At 69.8% G+C, this 17,235-nt stretch carries 16 protein-coding genes; 8 read left to right on the top strand and 8 right to left on the bottom strand.

What is annotated here, in order from left to right; genetic code table 11:
- Positions 1–615, bottom strand: coding sequence for a TetR/AcrR family transcriptional regulator (locus C3E78_RS09290; RefSeq protein ID WP_108578025.1), 615 nt, complete (start codon positions 613–615; stop codon positions 1–3).
- A gap of 58 nt (positions 616–673) precedes the next feature.
- Here C3E78_RS09290 and C3E78_RS09285 point away from each other — a divergent pair, with 58 nt between their 5' ends.
- Complete coding sequence (locus C3E78_RS09285; protein ID WP_108578024.1) at positions 674–1,570, top strand: DMT family transporter; 897 nt, start codon at positions 674–676, stop codon at positions 1,568–1,570.
- A gap of 3 nt (positions 1,571–1,573) precedes the next feature.
- Here the strand turns inward: C3E78_RS09285 and C3E78_RS09280 are convergent, their stop codons facing one another.
- The 5 genes from C3E78_RS09280 to C3E78_RS09260 all read right to left on the bottom strand — a co-directional run bounded on the left by C3E78_RS09280 (position 1,574) and on the right by C3E78_RS09260 (position 6,503).
- Complete coding sequence (locus C3E78_RS09280; protein WP_108578023.1) at positions 1,574–2,059, bottom strand: GNAT family N-acetyltransferase; 486 nt, start codon at positions 2,057–2,059, stop codon at positions 1,574–1,576.
- 7 nt (positions 2,060–2,066) lie between these two features.
- The gene (gene arc / locus C3E78_RS09275) at positions 2,067–3,779 is read right to left on the bottom strand and encodes a proteasome ATPase (RefSeq protein WP_424922770.1); all 1,713 of its coding nucleotides are present in this window, start codon (positions 3,777–3,779) and stop codon (positions 2,067–2,069) included.
- Between the two features lie 131 nt (positions 3,780–3,910).
- Complete coding sequence (locus C3E78_RS09270; RefSeq protein ID WP_108578021.1) at positions 3,911–4,801, bottom strand: tRNA (adenine-N1)-methyltransferase; 891 nt, start codon at positions 4,799–4,801, stop codon at positions 3,911–3,913.
- A complete protein-coding gene (locus C3E78_RS09265) occupies positions 4,798–5,733 on the bottom strand; it encodes a site-2 protease family protein (RefSeq protein WP_108578020.1) in 936 nt (311 codons plus the stop codon). The genes C3E78_RS09270 and C3E78_RS09265 overlap by 4 nt, the downstream gene beginning before the upstream one ends.
- Before the next feature lie 125 nt (positions 5,734–5,858).
- Positions 5,859–6,503: an HAD family hydrolase gene (locus C3E78_RS09260; protein WP_108578019.1), complete on the bottom strand. Its 645-nt coding sequence runs from the start codon at positions 6,501–6,503 to the stop codon at positions 5,859–5,861.
- Between the two features lie 189 nt (positions 6,504–6,692).
- Here C3E78_RS09260 and metH point away from each other — a divergent pair, with 189 nt between their 5' ends.
- The 5 genes from metH to C3E78_RS09235 all read left to right on the top strand — a co-directional run bounded on the left by metH (position 6,693) and on the right by C3E78_RS09235 (position 13,122).
- Positions 6,693–10,493 carry a methionine synthase gene (gene metH, locus C3E78_RS09255; RefSeq protein ID WP_268916171.1) on the top strand — a complete coding sequence of 1,267 codons (3,801 nt, stop codon included), beginning with the start codon at positions 6,693–6,695 and terminating at the stop codon, positions 10,491–10,493.
- Positions 10,494–10,601: 108 nt separating this feature from the next.
- Complete coding sequence (locus C3E78_RS09250) at positions 10,602–11,453, top strand: PAC2 family protein (protein ID WP_235833767.1); 852 nt, start codon at positions 10,602–10,604, stop codon at positions 11,451–11,453.
- A 28-nt stretch (positions 11,454–11,481) separates the two neighbouring features.
- Positions 11,482–11,886, top strand: a complete 405-nt coding sequence (locus C3E78_RS09245) for a DUF6234 family protein (protein WP_135804924.1) — start codon at positions 11,482–11,484, stop codon at positions 11,884–11,886.
- A gap of 97 nt (positions 11,887–11,983) precedes the next feature.
- On the top strand, positions 11,984–12,235 hold the full coding sequence (locus tag C3E78_RS09240) for a hypothetical protein (RefSeq protein ID WP_108578015.1): 252 nt from the start codon (positions 11,984–11,986) through the stop codon (positions 12,233–12,235).
- Between the two features lie 2 nt (positions 12,236–12,237).
- A complete protein-coding gene (locus C3E78_RS09235; RefSeq protein ID WP_135804925.1) occupies positions 12,238–13,122 on the top strand; it encodes an FHA domain-containing protein in 885 nt (294 codons plus the stop codon).
- On the opposite strand, the gene mshC is transcribed toward C3E78_RS09235, so the two are convergent.
- On the bottom strand, positions 13,119–14,357 hold the full coding sequence (mshC, locus tag C3E78_RS09230) for a cysteine--1-D-myo-inosityl 2-amino-2-deoxy-alpha-D-glucopyranoside ligase (protein WP_108578013.1): 1,239 nt from the start codon (positions 14,355–14,357) through the stop codon (positions 13,119–13,121). The two genes, C3E78_RS09235 and mshC, sit on opposite strands and share 4 nt — an antisense overlap.
- Positions 14,358–14,427: 70 nt before the next feature.
- Between mshC and corA the strand changes: the two genes are divergently transcribed.
- Positions 14,428–15,387, top strand: coding sequence for a magnesium/cobalt transporter CorA (corA, locus tag C3E78_RS09225; protein ID WP_108578012.1), 960 nt, complete (start codon positions 14,428–14,430; stop codon positions 15,385–15,387).
- A gap of 4 nt (positions 15,388–15,391) precedes the next feature.
- Here corA and C3E78_RS09220 read toward each other — a convergent pair whose 3' ends face one another.
- Positions 15,392–16,225 (bottom strand): undecaprenyl-diphosphate phosphatase, encoded by an 834-nt coding sequence (locus C3E78_RS09220; protein WP_108578011.1) that lies wholly within the window; start codon positions 16,223–16,225, stop codon positions 15,392–15,394.
- Between the two features lie 48 nt (positions 16,226–16,273).
- Between C3E78_RS09220 and C3E78_RS09215 the strand changes: the two genes are divergently transcribed.
- Positions 16,274–17,227 (top strand): aldo/keto reductase, encoded by a 954-nt coding sequence (locus tag C3E78_RS09215; RefSeq protein WP_108578010.1) that lies wholly within the window; start codon positions 16,274–16,276, stop codon positions 17,225–17,227.
- Positions 17,228–17,235 lie beyond the last annotated feature (8 nt).

The raw sequence follows: 17,235 nt of genomic DNA, 5'->3' as shown, positions 1-17,235 counted from the left end.
TCAGCCTACGGTCACCCCGGTGGCGTCACGAGCTGCGACACCGGCGTCCAGGATGCGTCCCACCAGTGCGCGGGCGTCGGTCATCGCGTCGGGCTGCCCGCCCGCGGTGAGCTGCACGGTCGCGCCCTCGTGCACGAGAGCCACCTCGCGGCCCCGGCGATCCGGCTCCGGGACGTCCATCTCGGTGAGCAGCTCGACGTAGTAGTCGCGGGTCCACTGCTTCTCCTCGGTGATGATCGGCAGCGCCGGGTGGTCGGTGCCGCCGAGCTCGGCGTAGGCGTTGACGAATCCGCAGCCGCGCGAGCCCTGGGCCATCCAGGCCTCCAGCGCGTCGAGCACCGCCAGCACGCGTTCGCGCCCCGGCTCGGGTGCGCGCTCGTCCACGTACGCCGTCACGAACGCGTGCCAGCGGTCGCGTCGGTCGCGCAGGTACGCCGTGATCAGGCCGTCCTTGGAGCCGAAGCGGTCGTAGATCGTCTTCTTCGTGGTGCCCGCGTCCTCCGCGATGCGCTCGACGCCGACTGCGCGAAGACCGTTCGCGTAGAACAGGTCCGCAGCGGTGCGCAGGATGCGGACGGCCGTGGGCGTCATGCGGGGCTCGGTGATGGTCGTCATCTGGGTTCCTCCCGGATCTATACTGAAAGTATACCGACCGGTGTGGTTATCTGGGCGCATGTCGCCACAGCTGCTCCGCACCACGGTCGCCCCCTCGGTGGCGCTGGTGATCCTGTGGAGCTCGGGATTCATCGGCGCGGAGCTCGGCACCCGCGAGGCGCCAGCGTCCGCCGTGCTGTGGTGGCGGTACCTGGTCGCCGCGGCGATCCTCGTGGCGATCTGCGCCTGGCGGCGCGTGCGATTCGACCGCCACACCCTCGGCCGGCAGGTCGTGCTGGGGCTGCTGATCCAGGTGGCGTACCTCGGGCTGATCGTCGGCGGGGTGGGGCTCGGCGCGGCGGCCGGCACGACCTCGCTGATCGCCTCCCTGCAGCCGCTCGTGGTGATTGCGCTCGCGGTCCTGGCGCTCGGGGAGCGCGCCCGGAGGGCCCAGCTCGTCGGTCTCGCGCTCGGCCTGGTCGGCGTGATCCTGGTGGTGGGCGGCGACCTCTCCGCCGGCGGAGCCGCGTGGTGGGTCTACCTCCTGCCCGTCGGCGGCATGCTGGCGCTGTCGTGCGGGACCGTGCTCGAGCAGAGGTGGCAGCCGCCGGAGTCCATGCTGGTCTCGCTGACGATCCAGACGCTCACGGGCGCTGTCGCGTTCTCGGTGCTGGCGCTCGTCGACGGGACGACGGGCGTGCCGACAGCCGGGGCGTTCTGGGTCGCGATCGCTTGGGTCGTGCTGCTGTCGAGCTTCGGCGGCTACGGCTCCTACCTCTACGTGACCCGCACCCAGGGCGCGACGCGGGCCAGCACGTGGCTCTACCTCACCCCGCCCACCACCATGCTGTGGGCCGCCCTGATGTTCGGGGACAGGGTCTCGGCGCTGGGCCTCGCCGGGCTGGCCGTGGCCGCAGTGGGCGTGGCAGTGGCCCTGCGCCCTCCAGCGAAGGTGAGGACCGAGGTGCGCGCGTGACGGTCAGGCGATGATCTTGCCCAGGTGCACGCTGTCGTCGTAGTCGCGGTAGAAGCCGAACTTCGGGACCTCGACATAGCCGGCCGAGTGGTACAGGGCGATGGCCTCGGGCTGCTTGGTGCCGGTCTCCAGCACCAGGCGCGTGATGCCCGCAGCGGCGGCCGAGCGCTCCAGCTCGGCCAGGATCTCCCGCGCCAGCCCCCGCCGGGCGTACGCCGGGCGGACGTACATCCGCTTGATCTCGGCGTCGGACTCCCCTGCCGGCCCGCCCCGGCGCCAGCCGCCCATCGCGGCCGGGACGCCGTCGACGTAGACCATCACGAAGTGCCCGCCGGGCGGGTCGAACTGGTGCACGTCGATCGGTGAGACGTCGCCGTCGCCGCCGTAGCGACGACCGTACTCGGCCTGGACCTCGGCGGTCAGCAGCTGTGCGTCGTCGCTCGCGTACGAGACGACCCGGAGGTCGTGCGTCGAGGTGTGGCTCTCCATCGATGCGTCAGAGGTACTGACCGGTGTTGGCGACCGTGTCGATCGACCGACCCGGCTCGTTGCCGCTCTTGCCGGAGATCAGGGTCCGGATGAACACGATGCGCTCACCCTTCTTGCCCGAGATCCGCGCCCAGTCGTCGGGGTTGGTCGTGTTGGGCAGGTCCTCGTTCTCCTTGAACTCGTCGAGGCACGCCTGCAGCATGTGCTGCACCCGCAGTCCGCGCTGCCCGTGCTCGAGGAGGTCCTTGATGGCCATCTTCTTCGCGCGGTCGACGATGTTCTGGATCATGGCGCCGGAGTTGAAGTCCTTGAAGTACAGGACCTCCTTGTCGCCGTTGGCGTACGTGACCTCGAGGAACTGGTTGTCCTCGGACTCGGTGTACATCCGCTCCACGGTGCGCTGGATCATCCCGTCGACAGTGTCCTGACGGTTGCCACCCCACTCGGCCAGGTCGTCCGCGTGCAGCGGCAGGCTTGCGGTGAGGTACTTGCTGAAGATGTCACGCGCCGACTCCGCGTCGGGCCGCTCAATCTTGATCTTGACGTCGAGGCGTCCCGGACGCAGGATCGCCGGGTCGATCATGTCCTCGCGGTTCGAGGCACCGATGACCAGGACGTTCTCGAGGCCCTCGACCCCGTCGATCTCGCTGAGCAGCTGCGGGACGATCGTGTTCTCCACGTCGGAGGAGACGCCGGAGCCGCGGGTGCGGAACAGGGAGTCCATCTCGTCGAAGAACACGATGACCGGGGTGCCCTCGCTGGCCTTCTCACGGGCCCGCTGGAAGACGAGGCGGATGTGCCGCTCGGTCTCACCGACGTACTTGTTGAGCAGCTCGGGACCCTTGATGTTGAGGAAGAACGAGCGACCCTCCTCGCCGGTCTTCTCCGAGACCTTCTTGGCCAGCGACGCCGCGACCGCCTTGGCGATCATGGTCTTGCCGCAGCCGGGAGGGCCGTAGAGCAGCACGCCCTTGGGCGGCTTCAGCTCGTGCTCGATGAAGATGTCGGGGTGCAGGTAGGGCAGCTCGACCGCGTCGCGGATGGACTCGATCTGGCCCCGCAGGCCGCCGATCGACTCGTAGTCGATGTCGGGGACCTCCTCCAGGACGAGCTCCTCGACCTCGGACTTCGGGACCCGCTCGTAGACGTAGCCGGACCGTCCGTCGAGCAGCAGCGAGTCGCCGGCGCGGATCTTCAGTCCCATCAGCGGCTCGGCCAGGCGCACGACGCGCTCCTCGTCGGCGTTGCCGATGACGAGGGCCCGCTGGCCGTCGGCCAGGATCTCCTTGAGCGTGACGACCTCGCCGGTCTGCTCGAACTCCAGCGCCGTGACGACGTTCATCGCCTCGTTGAGGATGACTTCCTGGCCCTTGCGCAGGGCGTCCTTGTCGACCGAGGGGCTGACGTTCACGCGCATCTTGCGACCGCCCGTGAACACGTCGACCGAGTCGTCGTCGTTGCGCTGCAGGAAGGTGCCGAAGCCGGTCGGCGGCTGGGCCAGCCGGTCGACCTCCTCCTTGAGGGTGACGATCTGGTCACGCGCCTCGCGCAGTGTCGTGGTCAGCCGCTCGTTCTGGCTGCTGGTGGCCGAGAGCTTCGCCTCGAGCTCGGACAGGCGCGAGTCGGTCGACCGTTCGGTGCCCAGACGGCGGCGCAGGTGCTCGACCTCCGCACGCAAGTACGCGATCTCCTGGTCCGAACTGCCCGCCGGACCACTCATGCCGGTGTGCTTGTCATCACTCATCAGACACCTCCTGCTCGTACGCACGACCCTACCTGCAGCCACCACAAGCGCGCGGTCATCTCGGACACAGGCCCGAGTGTCGTGCGGCGGAGGTTGCAGGAAGGTCGCTACGCGTCGTCGAGGCCGGCGGGCCGAGGTCCCTTGTAGTCGGGTCCGTACGCGCCGGGCGCCGGGCGCCGCGACGTGCCCATCGAGCGGTAACCGGGAGCCATCCGGCGGGCCGTCACCAGGAACGCGGTGTGACCGTTCATCTTGTGCTGCGGCCGGACGGCGAGCCCCTCGAGGTGCCAGTCGCGCTCAAGCGTCTCCCAGGCGCGGGGCTCGGTGAACCCGCCGTCGGCACGGACCGTCTCCACGAACAGCGACAGCTGCGTGGTCGTCGCGACGTACGCGCAGACGATTCCACCGGGCACGAGACGCTCTGCCGCGAGCGGGATGCACGTCCACGGGTCGACCATGTCGAGGATCAGCCGGTCGATCTCGGTCTCGGTGATGACGTCGCGCACGTCCCCGACCGTCAGCGTCCAGCCCGGCAGGTCCGTGCCGGCGACCTGGTGCACGTTCTTGGTGACGTTCTCGGCGAACTCCTCGCGCAGCTCGTACGAGCCGAGCGTGCCGGTCGGGCCGATCGCCCGCAACAGGTACGCCGTCAGGCTGCCGGACCCGGCGCCGGCCTCGACCACGCGGGCCCCGGGGTAGATGTCGGCCTGCGCGACGATCTGCGCGGCGTCCTTGGGGTAGATGATCGCGGCGCCGCGCGGCATCGAGACGACGTACTCGAACAGCAGCGGACGGAAGACCTGGTACGGGAACTCCATCGACGACTGGATCACGATGCCCTCGGGCTGCCCGATCATGTCGTCGTGCTTGATCTGGCCCTTCTTGGTCGAGAACTCGCGACCGGCCTCGAGCTGCACGTTGTGCTTGCGGCCCTTGGGGTCGGTCAGTCGCACCCACTCCCCCTCGAGAAGGGGTCCACTGCGGGTGAAGGAGGTCATCGGCGGCTCGCTCTATAGGCTTCGTCGACGGCGCGTGTGGTGAGGACACCGAACACGCTTCCGTCGGCTTCGGTCAGGGCATAGGCCTCGGCCGGCCGCGCCGCCATGGCGCGCAGCAGGTCGGGACCTCGAAGATCCGCCGACAACGTCTCGGCGTTGGGCGGCGGGGTGGCGCCGGGGAACCCTATCTCGCGCGCGACCAGCCCGTTGATGCGGGCGGCCTGTCCGACGTTGTGCAGCGCGTCCCCGGCGCCCTGCCAGAGGAAGAACGCGACGAAGACCGCGATGAGGACGTTGATCGCGGTGTCCTGCACGTCGCCGATGAACCACAGCGTGGCCGCGACCAGCGCCACGGCCGCGAACCGGCCGATCCAGGCGGCGATACGGATCCCGCTCTCCTCGTCGCCGGTGACCTTCCAGATGATCGCCCGGAAGACGCGTCCGCCGTCCAGCGGGAGACCCGGCAGCATGTTGAACGCCGCGACGATCAGGTTGACGAACGCGATCGAGTAGATGATGTCGGACGTCGTGTTGATGTCCATCGCGCCGGAGACCGCGAAGGCGCCGAGGGCGATCGCGAAGGACGCGGCCGGACCGGCGATCGAGGTGACCAGCTCCTGGCCCGGCGTGCGGCTCTCGCCCTTGATCAGCGTCTCGCCGCCGAGCAGGTGCAGGGTCACCGAGTCGACCTGCATCCGGTAGCCGCGCGCGACCAGGACGTGCGCGATCTCGTGCACGAGCACGGACACGTACAGGGCCACGACGAACACCGCAGCCAGGACGTAGGGGCTCGTGTCGGACCGGTCCTCGTAGCGGGGCGCGAACACCACGACGAGAGCAGCACCCATGAGCAGCAGCGACGGCTTGATCAGCAGGTCGACGCCGGCGATCCGTCCGATCCGCCACGTGCCGGGTCGTTGGGTGGAGCTCACCGTCCCAACCTAACGGGTGACCGCACGGCCGCCGAGCGGTGCGTACGCCACCGTTTGGGCCCGATCTCCCGGTCGTACGGTGGCAGGACCACCGGCCCCGCGGCGGGGCGGTGCCGCAACGGGCGTCAGAGACCGAAGAGGCCGTCGAGATCGTCCGGGCTGAGCCCGACCAGGGTCGGGATCTGCACCCGGCGATCCGCCTCCGGCACGTGCACGAAGTGCGGGACGACGAGGACGTCGCAGCCCGCTGCGGTCGCGGAGGCGGCGCCGGTGGCGGAGTCCTCGATCGCGAGGCACTTGGTGGCGTCCACACCCAGCAGCTCGGCGGCGCGCAGGTACGGGTCGGGGAACGGCTTCGGGCGGGTGACGGCGTCTCCCGTGACCACCGCGGCGAACGGGAGCGCGGAGGCGATCGGCTCGGCGATCTGGACGTACGACATGGTCACCAGGGCCTGCGGCACGCCCTGAGCGGCCAGCGCCTCGATGAGCTCACGGGCGCCGGGTCGCCAGACGACGTCCTTGCTCAGTGCCGCGGCCAGCCGCTCGACGAGGTGGTCGACGATCTGCTCGGCGGTCATGTCGATCTCGAGCGTGTCGCGGATGTACTCCCCCGACGCGATGAGCGAGTTGCCGACGAGCTGGAGGGCGTCCTCCTCGGTCCAGATCTTGCCGTGCGACGCGGCGAGCTCGTGCTCGGCGGCCATCCACAGCGGCTCGGTGTCGACGATCGTGCCGTCGAGGTCCCACAGGACGGCGGAGTAGGAGGTCACCGGCCCCACGGTAGTCGAGCAGACCGCGTCGCTCGGGAGCGCTGTCCACGCCGGGGTCGATGTCCCCGGTGCCCTTGGCGATCATGCGACAATGGAGCCGTAGTTCGGGAACCCCCGAGGCCCAGGCGAGCCCGCCGCCGGCTGGAGTTCCCCAGCACTCCTTCGCCCATCGCACCTCGAGGAATGCTTGTGTCCCACGCCCCTGATCTCCGCCCCGACGCGACCGACGCGCTGACCGAGCTCCTGCGGAGCCGGATCATGGTGCTCGACGGTGCCATGGGCACGGCGATCCAACGCGACCGTCCCGACGAGGCCGGCTACCGCGGCGAGCGCTTCAAGGACTGGCCCTCGGACGTCCAGGGCAACAACGACCTGCTGACGCTCACGCAGCCCGAGATCATCGCGGGCATCCACCGCGAGTACCTCGAGGCCGGCGCCGACATGATCGAGACCAACACGTTCAACGCCAACTCGATCTCGCTCAGCGACTACGGCATGCAGGACCTCGCGTACGAGCTCAACGTCGAGTCGGCACGTCTCGCGCGGCGCGAGTGCGACGCCGTCACCGCCGAGACCCCGGACAGGCCGCGCTACGTCGCCGGCGCGCTCGGCCCCACGTCCAGGACGGCCTCGATCTCCCCCGACGTCAACGACCCGGGCGCCCGCAACGTCACCTACGACGAGCTCGTCGAGGCGTACCAGGAGGCGGGCCGCGGCCTGCTCGACGGCGGCGCCGACGTCATCTTCATCGAGACGATCTTCGACACCCTCAACGCCAAGGCCGCGATCTTCGCGGTCGAGACGCTGTTCGAGGAGTACGGACGTCGCTGGCCGGTCGTCATCTCCGGCACGATCACCGACGCGTCCGGTCGCACGCTCTCCGGCCAGGTCACCGAGGCGTTCTGGCACTCGATCCGGCACGTCAACCCGCTGCTCGTGGGCCTGAACTGTGCGCTCGGCGCCAAGGAGATGCGACCGTACATCGCCGAGATGTCGCGCATCGCTGACACGTTCGTGTCCTGCTACCCCAACGCGGGCCTGCCCAATGCGTTCGGCGAGTACGACGAGGAGCCCGACCAGACCGCGGCCATCGTCGCGGAGTTCGCCGACGCAGGCTTCGTCAACATGGTCGGCGGCTGCTGCGGCACCACGCCGGGCCACATCGCCGCGATCGCCCGCGAGGTCGAGGGCAAGACGCCTCGCGTGCCTGCCGAGACCTCCCCCGCCCTGCGGCTGTCGGGCCTCGAGCCGGTCACGGTCGTCGAGGACACCTTGTTCGTCAACGTGGGCGAGCGCACCAACATCACCGGCTCGGCGCGGTTCCGCAACCTCATCAAGGCCGGCGACTACGTCACCGCACTGGCCGTCGCCCGCCAGCAGGTCGAGGCCGGTGCGCAGGTCATCGACGTCAACATGGACGAGGGCATGATCGACGGCGTCGAGGCGATGGACCGCTTCATGAAGCTGATCGCCACCGAGCCGGACATCTGCCGGGTCCCGACGATGATCGACTCCTCCAAGTGGGAGGTCATCGAGGCCGGGCTCAAGTGCGTCCAGGGCAAGTCGATCGTCAACTCGATCTCCATGAAGGAGGGCGAGGAGAAGTTCGTCCGCGAGGCGCGGCTGTGCCGCAAGTACGGCGCCGCTGTCGTCGTGATGGCGTTCGACGAGGACGGCCAGGCCGACAACCTCGAGCGCCGCAAGCAGATCTGCGAGCGGGCCTACCGCATCCTCGTCGACGAGGTGGGCTTCCCGGCCGAGGACATCATCTTCGACCCCAACGTCTTCGCTGTCGCGACAGGCATCGAGGAGCACGCCAACTACGGCGTCGACTTCATCGAGGCGACGCGCTGGATCAAGCAGAACCTGCCCGGCGCCCTCGTCTCCGGCGGCGTCTCCAACGTCTCGTTCTCGTTCCGCGGCAACAACCCCGTGCGCGAGGCCATCCACGCGGTGTTCCTGTACCACGCGATCAACGCGGGCATGGACATGGGAATCGTCAACGCGGGCGCGCTCGAGGTGTACGACGAGGTGCCCGAGATCCTGCGCGAGCGCATCGAGGACGTCATCCTCAACCGGCGTCCCGACAGCACCGAGCGCCTGCTCGAGATCGCCGGCGACTTCGCCGGTGACGGCTCCGTGAAGGAGGTCGCCACCGAGGAGTGGCGCTCCCTGCCCGTCGGCGAGCGCATCACGCACGCCCTGGTCAAGGGCATCGACGAGTTCGCCGAGTCCGACACCGAGGAGCTGCGCGCCGAGATCTCCGCCCGCGGCGGGCGCCCCATCGAGGTCATCGAGGGCCCCCTCATGGACGGCATGAACGTCGTGGGCGACCTGTTCGGCGAGGGCAAGATGTTCCTGCCCCAGGTCGTGAAGTCCGCGCGCGTCATGAAGAAGGCCGTCGCGTACCTCATCCCGTTCATCGAGGCCGAGAAGCAGCCCGGCGACGTCGAGCGCAGCAACGGCAAGGTCGTCATGGCCACGGTCAAGGGCGACGTGCACGACATCGGCAAGAACATCGTCGGCGTCGTCCTGCAGTGCAACAACTATGACGTCGTCGACCTCGGCGTCATGGTGCCCGCCCAGAAGATCCTCGACGCGGCCAAGGCCGAGGGCGCCGACGTCATCGGCCTCTCCGGGCTCATCACCCCGTCCCTCGACGAGATGGTCAACTTCGCCAAGGAGATGGAGCGTCAGGGCTTCGACATCCCCCTGATGATCGGCGGCGCCACGACGTCCCGCGCCCACACCGCGGTCAAGGTCGCCCAGCAGTACCACGGACCCGTCATCTGGGTGAAGGACGCGTCCCGGTCCGTGCCGGTCGTCGCCGCGCTGCTGTCCGACGAGCAGCGGCCCAAGCTCCTCGCCGAGACGAGCGCCGACTACGAGGCGCTGCGCGAGCGCCACGCCGCCCGGCAGGACACCCGCTCGCTGCTGTCGATCCAGGCGGCCCGTGAGAAGGCGACCCCGATCGACTGGAGCAGCTACCAGCCGCCGCGTCCCCGCATGCTCGTGCAGCAGGCGCGGGACCTGTGCAGCGGTCCGGGCTGCGACCACCGTCACGGCGAGGCCACGCAGTTCGTCAAGACCTTCACCGACTACTCGCTCGAGGAGCTGCGCTCGTACATCGACTGGCAGCCGTTCTTCAACGCGTGGGAGATGAAGGGCAAGTTCCCCGACATCCTCAACAACCCGGCGACGGGCGAGGCGGCGCGCAAGCTGTACGAGGACGCGCAGACGATGCTCGACCAGATCATCGCCGAGAAGTGGATCCGGGCCAACGGCGTCTTCGGGCTGTTCCCGGCGAGCCAGGTGGCCGGTGACGACATCGAGGTCTACACCGACGAGTCCCGCACCACCGTCCGCACGACGCTGCACGAGCTGCGCCAGCAGGGCGAGGGACGCGAGGGCTCGGCGCGCAAGTCGCTGGCCGACTTCGTCGCCCCCAAGGACACCGGCCTGCGCGACTACGTGGGCGCGTTCGCCGTGACCGCCGGCGCGGAGATCGGTGAGAAGATCGCCGAGTTCAAGAAGAACCTCGACGACTACAGCGCGATCTTGCTGGAGTCGCTCGCCGACCGGCTCGCCGAGGCGTTCGCGGAGCGTCTGCACGAGCGGGTGCGCAAGGAGTTCTGGGCGTACGTGCCGAACGAGTCGCTGAGCAGCGAGGACCTCATCAAGGAGAAGTACGACGGCATCCGCCCCGCCCCCGGCTACCCCGCGTGCCCCGAGCACACCGAGAAGCAGACGATCTGGGAGCTGCTCGACGTCGAGGCCAACACCGGCATCGAGCTGACCGAGAGCATGGCCATGTGGCCCGGCGCGTCGGTCAGCGGGTTGTACTTCTCGCACCCGGACTCGCAGTACTTCGTCCTCGGACGCATCGGCCGCGACCAGGTCGAGGACTATGCCGCGCGCAAGGGCTGGTCCGTCGCCGAGGCCGAGAAGTGGCTGTCGCCCAACCTCGGCTACCGCACCGAGAACGAGTAATAGGCGGGCGCGCTCGTTCCTCGCGCTCATCCCGGGTCTCGCGCAGGCGCTCGACCCGGCCGCCTGCTCGCTTCGCTCGCCATGGTCAGGCCGGGCTAGGGTTGGGACGTGACTTCAAGCGCTGATATCCCGCCGCTGCGCAATCCCTGGATGGTCGCGGCGTTCGAGGGATGGAACGACGCGGCCGACGCCGCGTCGGGCACCGTCGACCACCTCATCGAGGAGTGGGACGCCGAGCTGCTCATCGAGCTGGACCCCGAGGACTTCTACGACTTCCAGGTGCAGCGTCCGGAGGTGGGCACGAGCGACCGCGGCGAGCGGGTCATCACGTGGCCGGCTCCGGCGATCTACCACGCCCGTCCCCGGCGCGGGGACCGTGACGTGCTGCTGCTGCGGGCCCCCGAGCCCAACTTCCGCTGGAAGACCTTCTGCTCGACCGTGATCGGGGTCGCCAAGCTGGCCGGCGTCACCGAGCTGGTGACGCTCGGTGCCCTCCTCGCGGACTCGCCGCACACCCGCCCCGTGCCGGTCAGCGGGTCGACGAGCGATCCCCGACTGATGGAGCGCATGTCGCTGACGCCGTCGCGCTACACGGGGCCCGTCGGCATCACGTCGGTGCTCAACGAGATGGCGGCGGCCGAGGGCATCGCGGCCGCCTCGCTCTGGGCCGCGGTCCCCCACTACCTGGCCGAGCCGCCGTGCCCCAAGGCCACGCTGGCGCTGCTGGGCGCGCTCGAGGACGCGATGGGCCTGCCGTTGCCCCAGGGGGTCCTGGTCGAGATGGCCGAGGCCTGGCAGCGCGGGGCCGAGGACCTCACGTCGCGGGACGACGAGATCGCCGAGTACGTCGAAGCGCTCGAGAACGAGCAGGACACCAGCGAGCTGCCGGAGGCGTCGGGCGACGCGATCGCGCGCGAGTTCGAGCGCTACCTGCGTCGCCGCAACGTCGATCCCGAGTAGAGGCGCCCGCACCGTCTAGGGTGTGGTGGTGTCCACGGATCGGGGTCCGAGCGACGGCATTCGCTCACGGCTGGTCTCGGGCTTCTGCCTGGGCGTGGGGATCTTCTCGACACTGGCCCTGGTCTGGCAGTTCACGGAGGTCTATTTCGTCTTCGGCGAGGTGGCCGACCCCACGGCGTCCCAGGTCCACCGGTACGTGTGGACCGCGTCGATCTGCATCACCGCCATGGTCGTCAGCGCCGTTGCGGCGCTGGTGGCCGGCAGCCGGTGGCTGGGCGTCCCGGCGACGATCGGCGTCGTCCTGGCCGTGGTCGTCTCCTTCGTGTTCGCGGTGCCGAGCGACCGGTGGAAGCCGGACCCGCCCACGTACGAGCTGCCCGCGAACTACGACCCCTGCTACAGCGGGAGCGACTCCTGCGGGCCGGGCGGCTGACGGCCCGGGAGCCGATCACGATTTGCGCCCGCCGGTATCGGTGGGACTCTCGAAGGAGGGGGCGGCATCCCCCGCCCGTGTGACTCGAGGAGCAATCATGAGCACTCACGAGAACGTCACCTCGCCCACCATCCAGCCGGTCAGCGACTGGGCGGACCTGGGCCGCGAGATGTGGAGCTACCTGACCGGCAAGGGTGCAGCGGTGAGCTACGAGTTCGTCGACATGGAGATCGAGGTGCCTCGCGACACCGGTCCGCAGGCGCCCCGGGCGACCTGGAAGGTCAGCGGGACGCTGCGCGTCACGACCAGTGACGACCCGGCGGCGGGCGCCGACCGGCCCGGGGAGTGACGATGTCCTCGGCACTGCACCTCACGGCGGACCTGACGTTCGACATCGACGTCCCGGAAGGTGACGGGCACCCCGCCGCGCACGTGCACGCGACGGTGACGGCCGACGGCAACCGGGTCCGCGTGCACAGCGACGACATCCTGTCGCTCGTCGGCCAGCCTTCGCGCGCAGCCGTCCGGGCGGTGGCAGCGCAGCTCGCAGAGCTCGGCCTCGTCGTCGACGTCTCCGGCCCGGACGGGTTGATCGTCAGCCTGGGGGCCGTGGAGCCCTCCCCCGCGCACCGTCTCGTGACGCGCTCGCGCCACATGCGGCTCGGCAGCTGGACCCGGGCCGCGGCAGCGGCTCGGGCGAGGCTGCGGCCGTCGAGCCGGGCGACCCGGCTGCGGGGCCCCGGTCTGCCTCCGGGCACACCGTGGCCCCCGTTGCCGTCCATGGCGACGCTCCCCCACGTGGCATCGACGACGCACGACCCCGCCGGGGGCGGGCACCCGCGGCTGTACCTCTCGGACACCTCCGACCCGCTGGCACCGTGGCCGGTCGGCGTCTACCACCTGTCGCCGGACGGTGTCACGATCGGCAGCGGTGAGAGCGTCGGTCTCCAGCTGGACGGCATCGACGAGCTGCAGGCCGAGATCATCCGTACCGAGGACGACGAGTACGTCCTCGTCGCCCGGAGCACCCGCATGCTCAGCACGGTCGGGGGCCTGCAGCGGCCCGAGCAGATCCTGCGCACAGGAGCGCGCATCCAGCTCGGGGACTGGCGCATGTCGTACGTCCGCGACGAGTTCGCCGACCACGGACGTCCGTACGGCGGACGCATCGGCGGCGAGCTGGGTCGGCAGCGACGGCAGCCGATCCCCGAGAACCGCCGCGGGCCGAGCTTCTAGTCCCGAGGCTGCAGCGCGACGCCCAACAGCGCGTCGATCGCCGTGCGCACCGTGCGGCCGGCCTGCGGGTCCTCCGCCGAGTCGTCGGCGGCCCACGCGTCGACCGCGGCGATCGCCGCGGGTGCGTCGAGGTCGTCGGCCATCGCGGCGCGGATCTGCTCGAGGACCGCGGTGCCCGACGGCGCGACGGTGCGGGCCACGGCGTCGCGCCAGCGTGCCAGCCGCGCCTCGGCCTCCTCGATCTCGGTGCCGAACCACTCCCAGTCGCTGCGGTAGTGGTGCGCGAGGAGCGCCAGCCGGATGGCCATGGGGTCGTGGCCGGCCTCGCGGAGCTTGGAGACGAGCACGAGGTTGCCCTTGGACTTGGACATCTTCTCGCCCTCGTAGCCGACCATGCCGGCGTGGACGTAGGCCTTCGCGAACGGCTCACCGGTCGCGACCGTCGCCTCGGAGGCGGACATCTCGTGGTGCGGGAAGACCAGGTCGGACCCGCCACCCTGCACGTCGAAGGCGGGGTCGAGGTGGTGCAGCGCGATCGCGGCGCACTCGATGTGCCAGCCCGGACGGCCCTTCCCGAGGCGGGTCTCCCACGAGGGCTCGTCGGGCCGCTCGGCCTGCCACAGCAGGCAGTCCAGCGGGTGCTTCTTGCCGGCCCGGTCGGGATCTCCACCGCGCTGCGGGAAGATCCGCAGCATCTCCTGCTCGTCGAAGCCGGAGACCAGGCCGAAGCCCGGATCGGCGTGCACGTCGAAGTACAGGTCCTCGTCGACGGAGTAGACGGCACCTGCCGTGCGCAGCCGCTCGATGAGGTCGACCACGAGGTCGATCGACTCGACGGCGCCGATGTAGTGAGCCGGCGGGATGATCCGCAGCGCGGTCATGTCCTCGCGGAAGAGCTGGGTCTCGCGCTCGGCCAGCTCCACCCAGTCGACACCGGTTGCCTGTGCGCGCTCCAGCAGCGGGTCGTCGACGTCGGTCACGTTCTGCGTGTAGACGACGTCGAGCCCGCGGTCGCGCCAGGCGCGCTGCAGCAGGTCGAACGCCAGGTACGTCGCCGCGTGCCCCATGTGGGTCGCGTCGTACGGGGTGATCCCGCAGACGTACAGCCGGGCACGGGCGTCGGGGTCGACCGGACGCTTCTGTCCCGCGGACGTGTCGTGGACCTGGACGACCGGACCGGTGCCGAGTCCGAGATCGCCGAGAGAAGGGACCTCAGGAACCGACCAGCTGCGCATGGGGACGAGCGTATCCGTTGGACGGTTGGGTCGACGGCGGGGCCTACCGGCCTCGGGGCAGAATGACCGCATGATCATCGACTGCGCGGTGTACCGCGACGGGGTCCGTGAGACGACCCCGCACGACTCGACGTCGCTCGACGCCGCGCTCGCCGGACTGGGCGAGGACGAGTTCCTCTGGATCGGCATCGCCAACCCCACGTCAAAGGAGCTGCACCGGGTCGCTGACTCGTTGTCACTGCACCCGCTCGCGGTCGAGGATGCGCTCGAGGCGCACCAGCGTCCCAAGGTGGAGCGGTACGCCGACCACACGTTCATGTCGATCCGTACGGTCTCCTACAGCGACGACGACATCACGACGCACGAGGTCAACCTCTTCCTCGGCGCCAACTACCTGCTCACGGTGCGGCACGGCGGTCCCGAGATGCGGGACGCGCGAAAGGCAGCGGAGTCGATGATCGATCAGCTCTCCCACGGCCCGACCGCGGCGCTGTACGCCGTCGTCGACTCGATCGTGGACCACTACGAGGACGTCGCCGCCGAGCTCGAGACCGACGTCCAGGAGGTCGAGAGCTCGGTCTTCTCGGCAGAGCGCTCGAACGACTCGACCCGCATCTACCGGCTCAAGCGCGAGACGCTCGAGTTCCGTCGTGCGGTCTTCCCTCTGCGCGAGCCCATCCACCGGTTCGCGACCTCGTCGGCGCCCGAGACGGCCCGTCCGTACTTCCGGGACATCGGTGACCACCTCGATCGTGCCGCGGAGGCGATCGACTCGATCGACCACCTGCTCGACAACGCGCTGAACGCGCACCTCGCGCAGCTGAGCGTGCAGCAGAACGAGGACATGCGCAAGCTCACGGCAGGTGCCACGCTCTTCGCGGTCCCGACGGCCATCGCGGGCGTCTACGGCATGAACTTCGAGCACATGCCCGAGCTCAACTGGACGTACGGCTACCCGGCCTGCATGGTCGTGATCGCCGGGTTGTGCCTGTACATCTACCGACGGTTCAAGCGGTCCGGCTGGCTCTGAGTGCCTAGCCGACCGTGGTCCCCGCGGCAATGACGCCGGCGCCCACGAGCACGAGCACCAGGGCGCCGAGGCTGATGCGATAGATCACGAACGGCGTGTACGAGTGCGTGCTGACGTACCGGAGCAGCCAGTGGATCACGGCCAGCCCCACCGCGAACGACACGACGGTGCCGACGATCGTGGGGCCCACGCCGTACGCGTTGTCGCCGCCGATGTCCTTGAGCTTGAAGATGCCGGCGCCGACGACCGCCGGGATCGCGAGCAGGAACGCGTACCGGGTCGCCGCAGCGCGCTCGTAGCCGAGGAACAGCCCCATGCTGATCGTCGCCCCCGAGCGGGACACGCCGGGGACGAGGGCACCGGCCTGGGCGAGGCCGAGGAGGATCGCGTGCTTCATCGTCAGGTCCTCGATGGGGCTGCTCTTGCGTCCCACCCGCTCGGCGAGCCCGAGCACGAGGCCCAGGACGATCAGTGTCGTGCCGATGACCCACAGGTTGCGGAACTCGCGGTCGATCGCGTCCTGCAGGAGCAGGCCGAGGATCACGATCGGCACCGAGCCGATGATGACGAACCAGCCCATCCGCCACTCCGGCGCCTGGCGGGCCTCCCGGGAGAACACGCCCCGGACCCAGCCGGAGCCGATGGTCCAGATGTCCCGCCAGAAGTAGAGCAGCACCGCGAGCTCGGTGCCGATCTGGATCACCGCGGTGTACGCGGCCCCGGGATCGTCCCAGCCGAAGAACTTCGGGAAGATCGCGAGATGGGCACTGCTGGAGATGGGGAGAAACTCGGTGAGACCCTGGATGACGCCGAGCACCACAGCTTGTAGGAAATCCACAGCGCGAGCCTACCGGCGGCGCTGGGGACGCCCCACTAGCCTTCAGACATGCAGTATCGCCGCGTCGGTCGTTCCGGGCTGACGGTGTCCCGCCTCGCGCTGGGCACCATGAACTGGGGTGCCACGGTCGACGCCTACGAGGCGCAGGACCAGCTGACCGCATTCCTCGACGCCGGCGGGACGCTCGTCGACACCGCGCCCATCTACGGCGACGGTGCCTGCGAGGAGCTGCTCGGCACGCTCATCTCGAAGAACGGTGCCCGGGACAGCGTCGTGCTGGCCGGCAAGGCCGGGTTCGTGCGCCGTGGTGGCGAGACGGTGCGGGACGGTTCGCGGGGCACGCTGCTCGACCAGCTGGACCTGTCGCTGCGGCAGCTCGGCACCGACCACCTCGACCTGTGGCAGATCCACACGCCAGACCCGAACGTCCCCCTGGAGGAGACGCTCGGGGCGCTCGAGCACGCGGTGCGGACCGGACGCACCCGCTACGTCGGCATCTCCAACTTCACCGGGTGGCAGACTGCGCTCGCCCAGACGTGGCTCGCCGGTCGGGCCGACACGATCCCTCTGGTCAGCACGCAGGTCGAGTACTCCCTGGTCAACCGCGACCCGGAGGACGAGGTCGTCCCCGCGGCGCAGCACCTGGGCATGGGCGTGCTCGCCTGGTCGCCGCTCGGCCGGGGCGTGCTGTCCGGCAAGTACCGCGGCGGCATCCCGGCGGACTCCCGTGCCGCAGACCCGGGGTGGGAGACGTTCGTGGGCCAGTACCTGACTCCCGGCAAGTCCGGTGTCGTCGAGGCGCTGGCCCGGGCGTCCGAGGGCCTGGGCGTCACGATCGCGCACGTCGCGCTGGCCTGGCTGCTCGAGCGGCCACAGGTCGCGGCCGCGATCGTGGGGGCCCGCACGGCCTCGCAGCTGCAGGAGAATCTCGCGGTGGAGGACGTCGAGCTCCCCGCCGAGATCCATCAGGCGCTCGACGACGTGTCGGAGGCAGCACGGTGAGAGGTGAG

This window comes from Aeromicrobium chenweiae, assembly GCF_003065605.1.
In the GTDB taxonomy this organism is placed as follows: domain Bacteria; phylum Actinomycetota; class Actinomycetes; order Propionibacteriales; family Nocardioidaceae; genus Aeromicrobium; species Aeromicrobium chenweiae.
The sequence above is the reverse complement of the archived record's forward strand: the minus strand, read 5'-3'. Positions and strand labels throughout refer to the sequence as shown.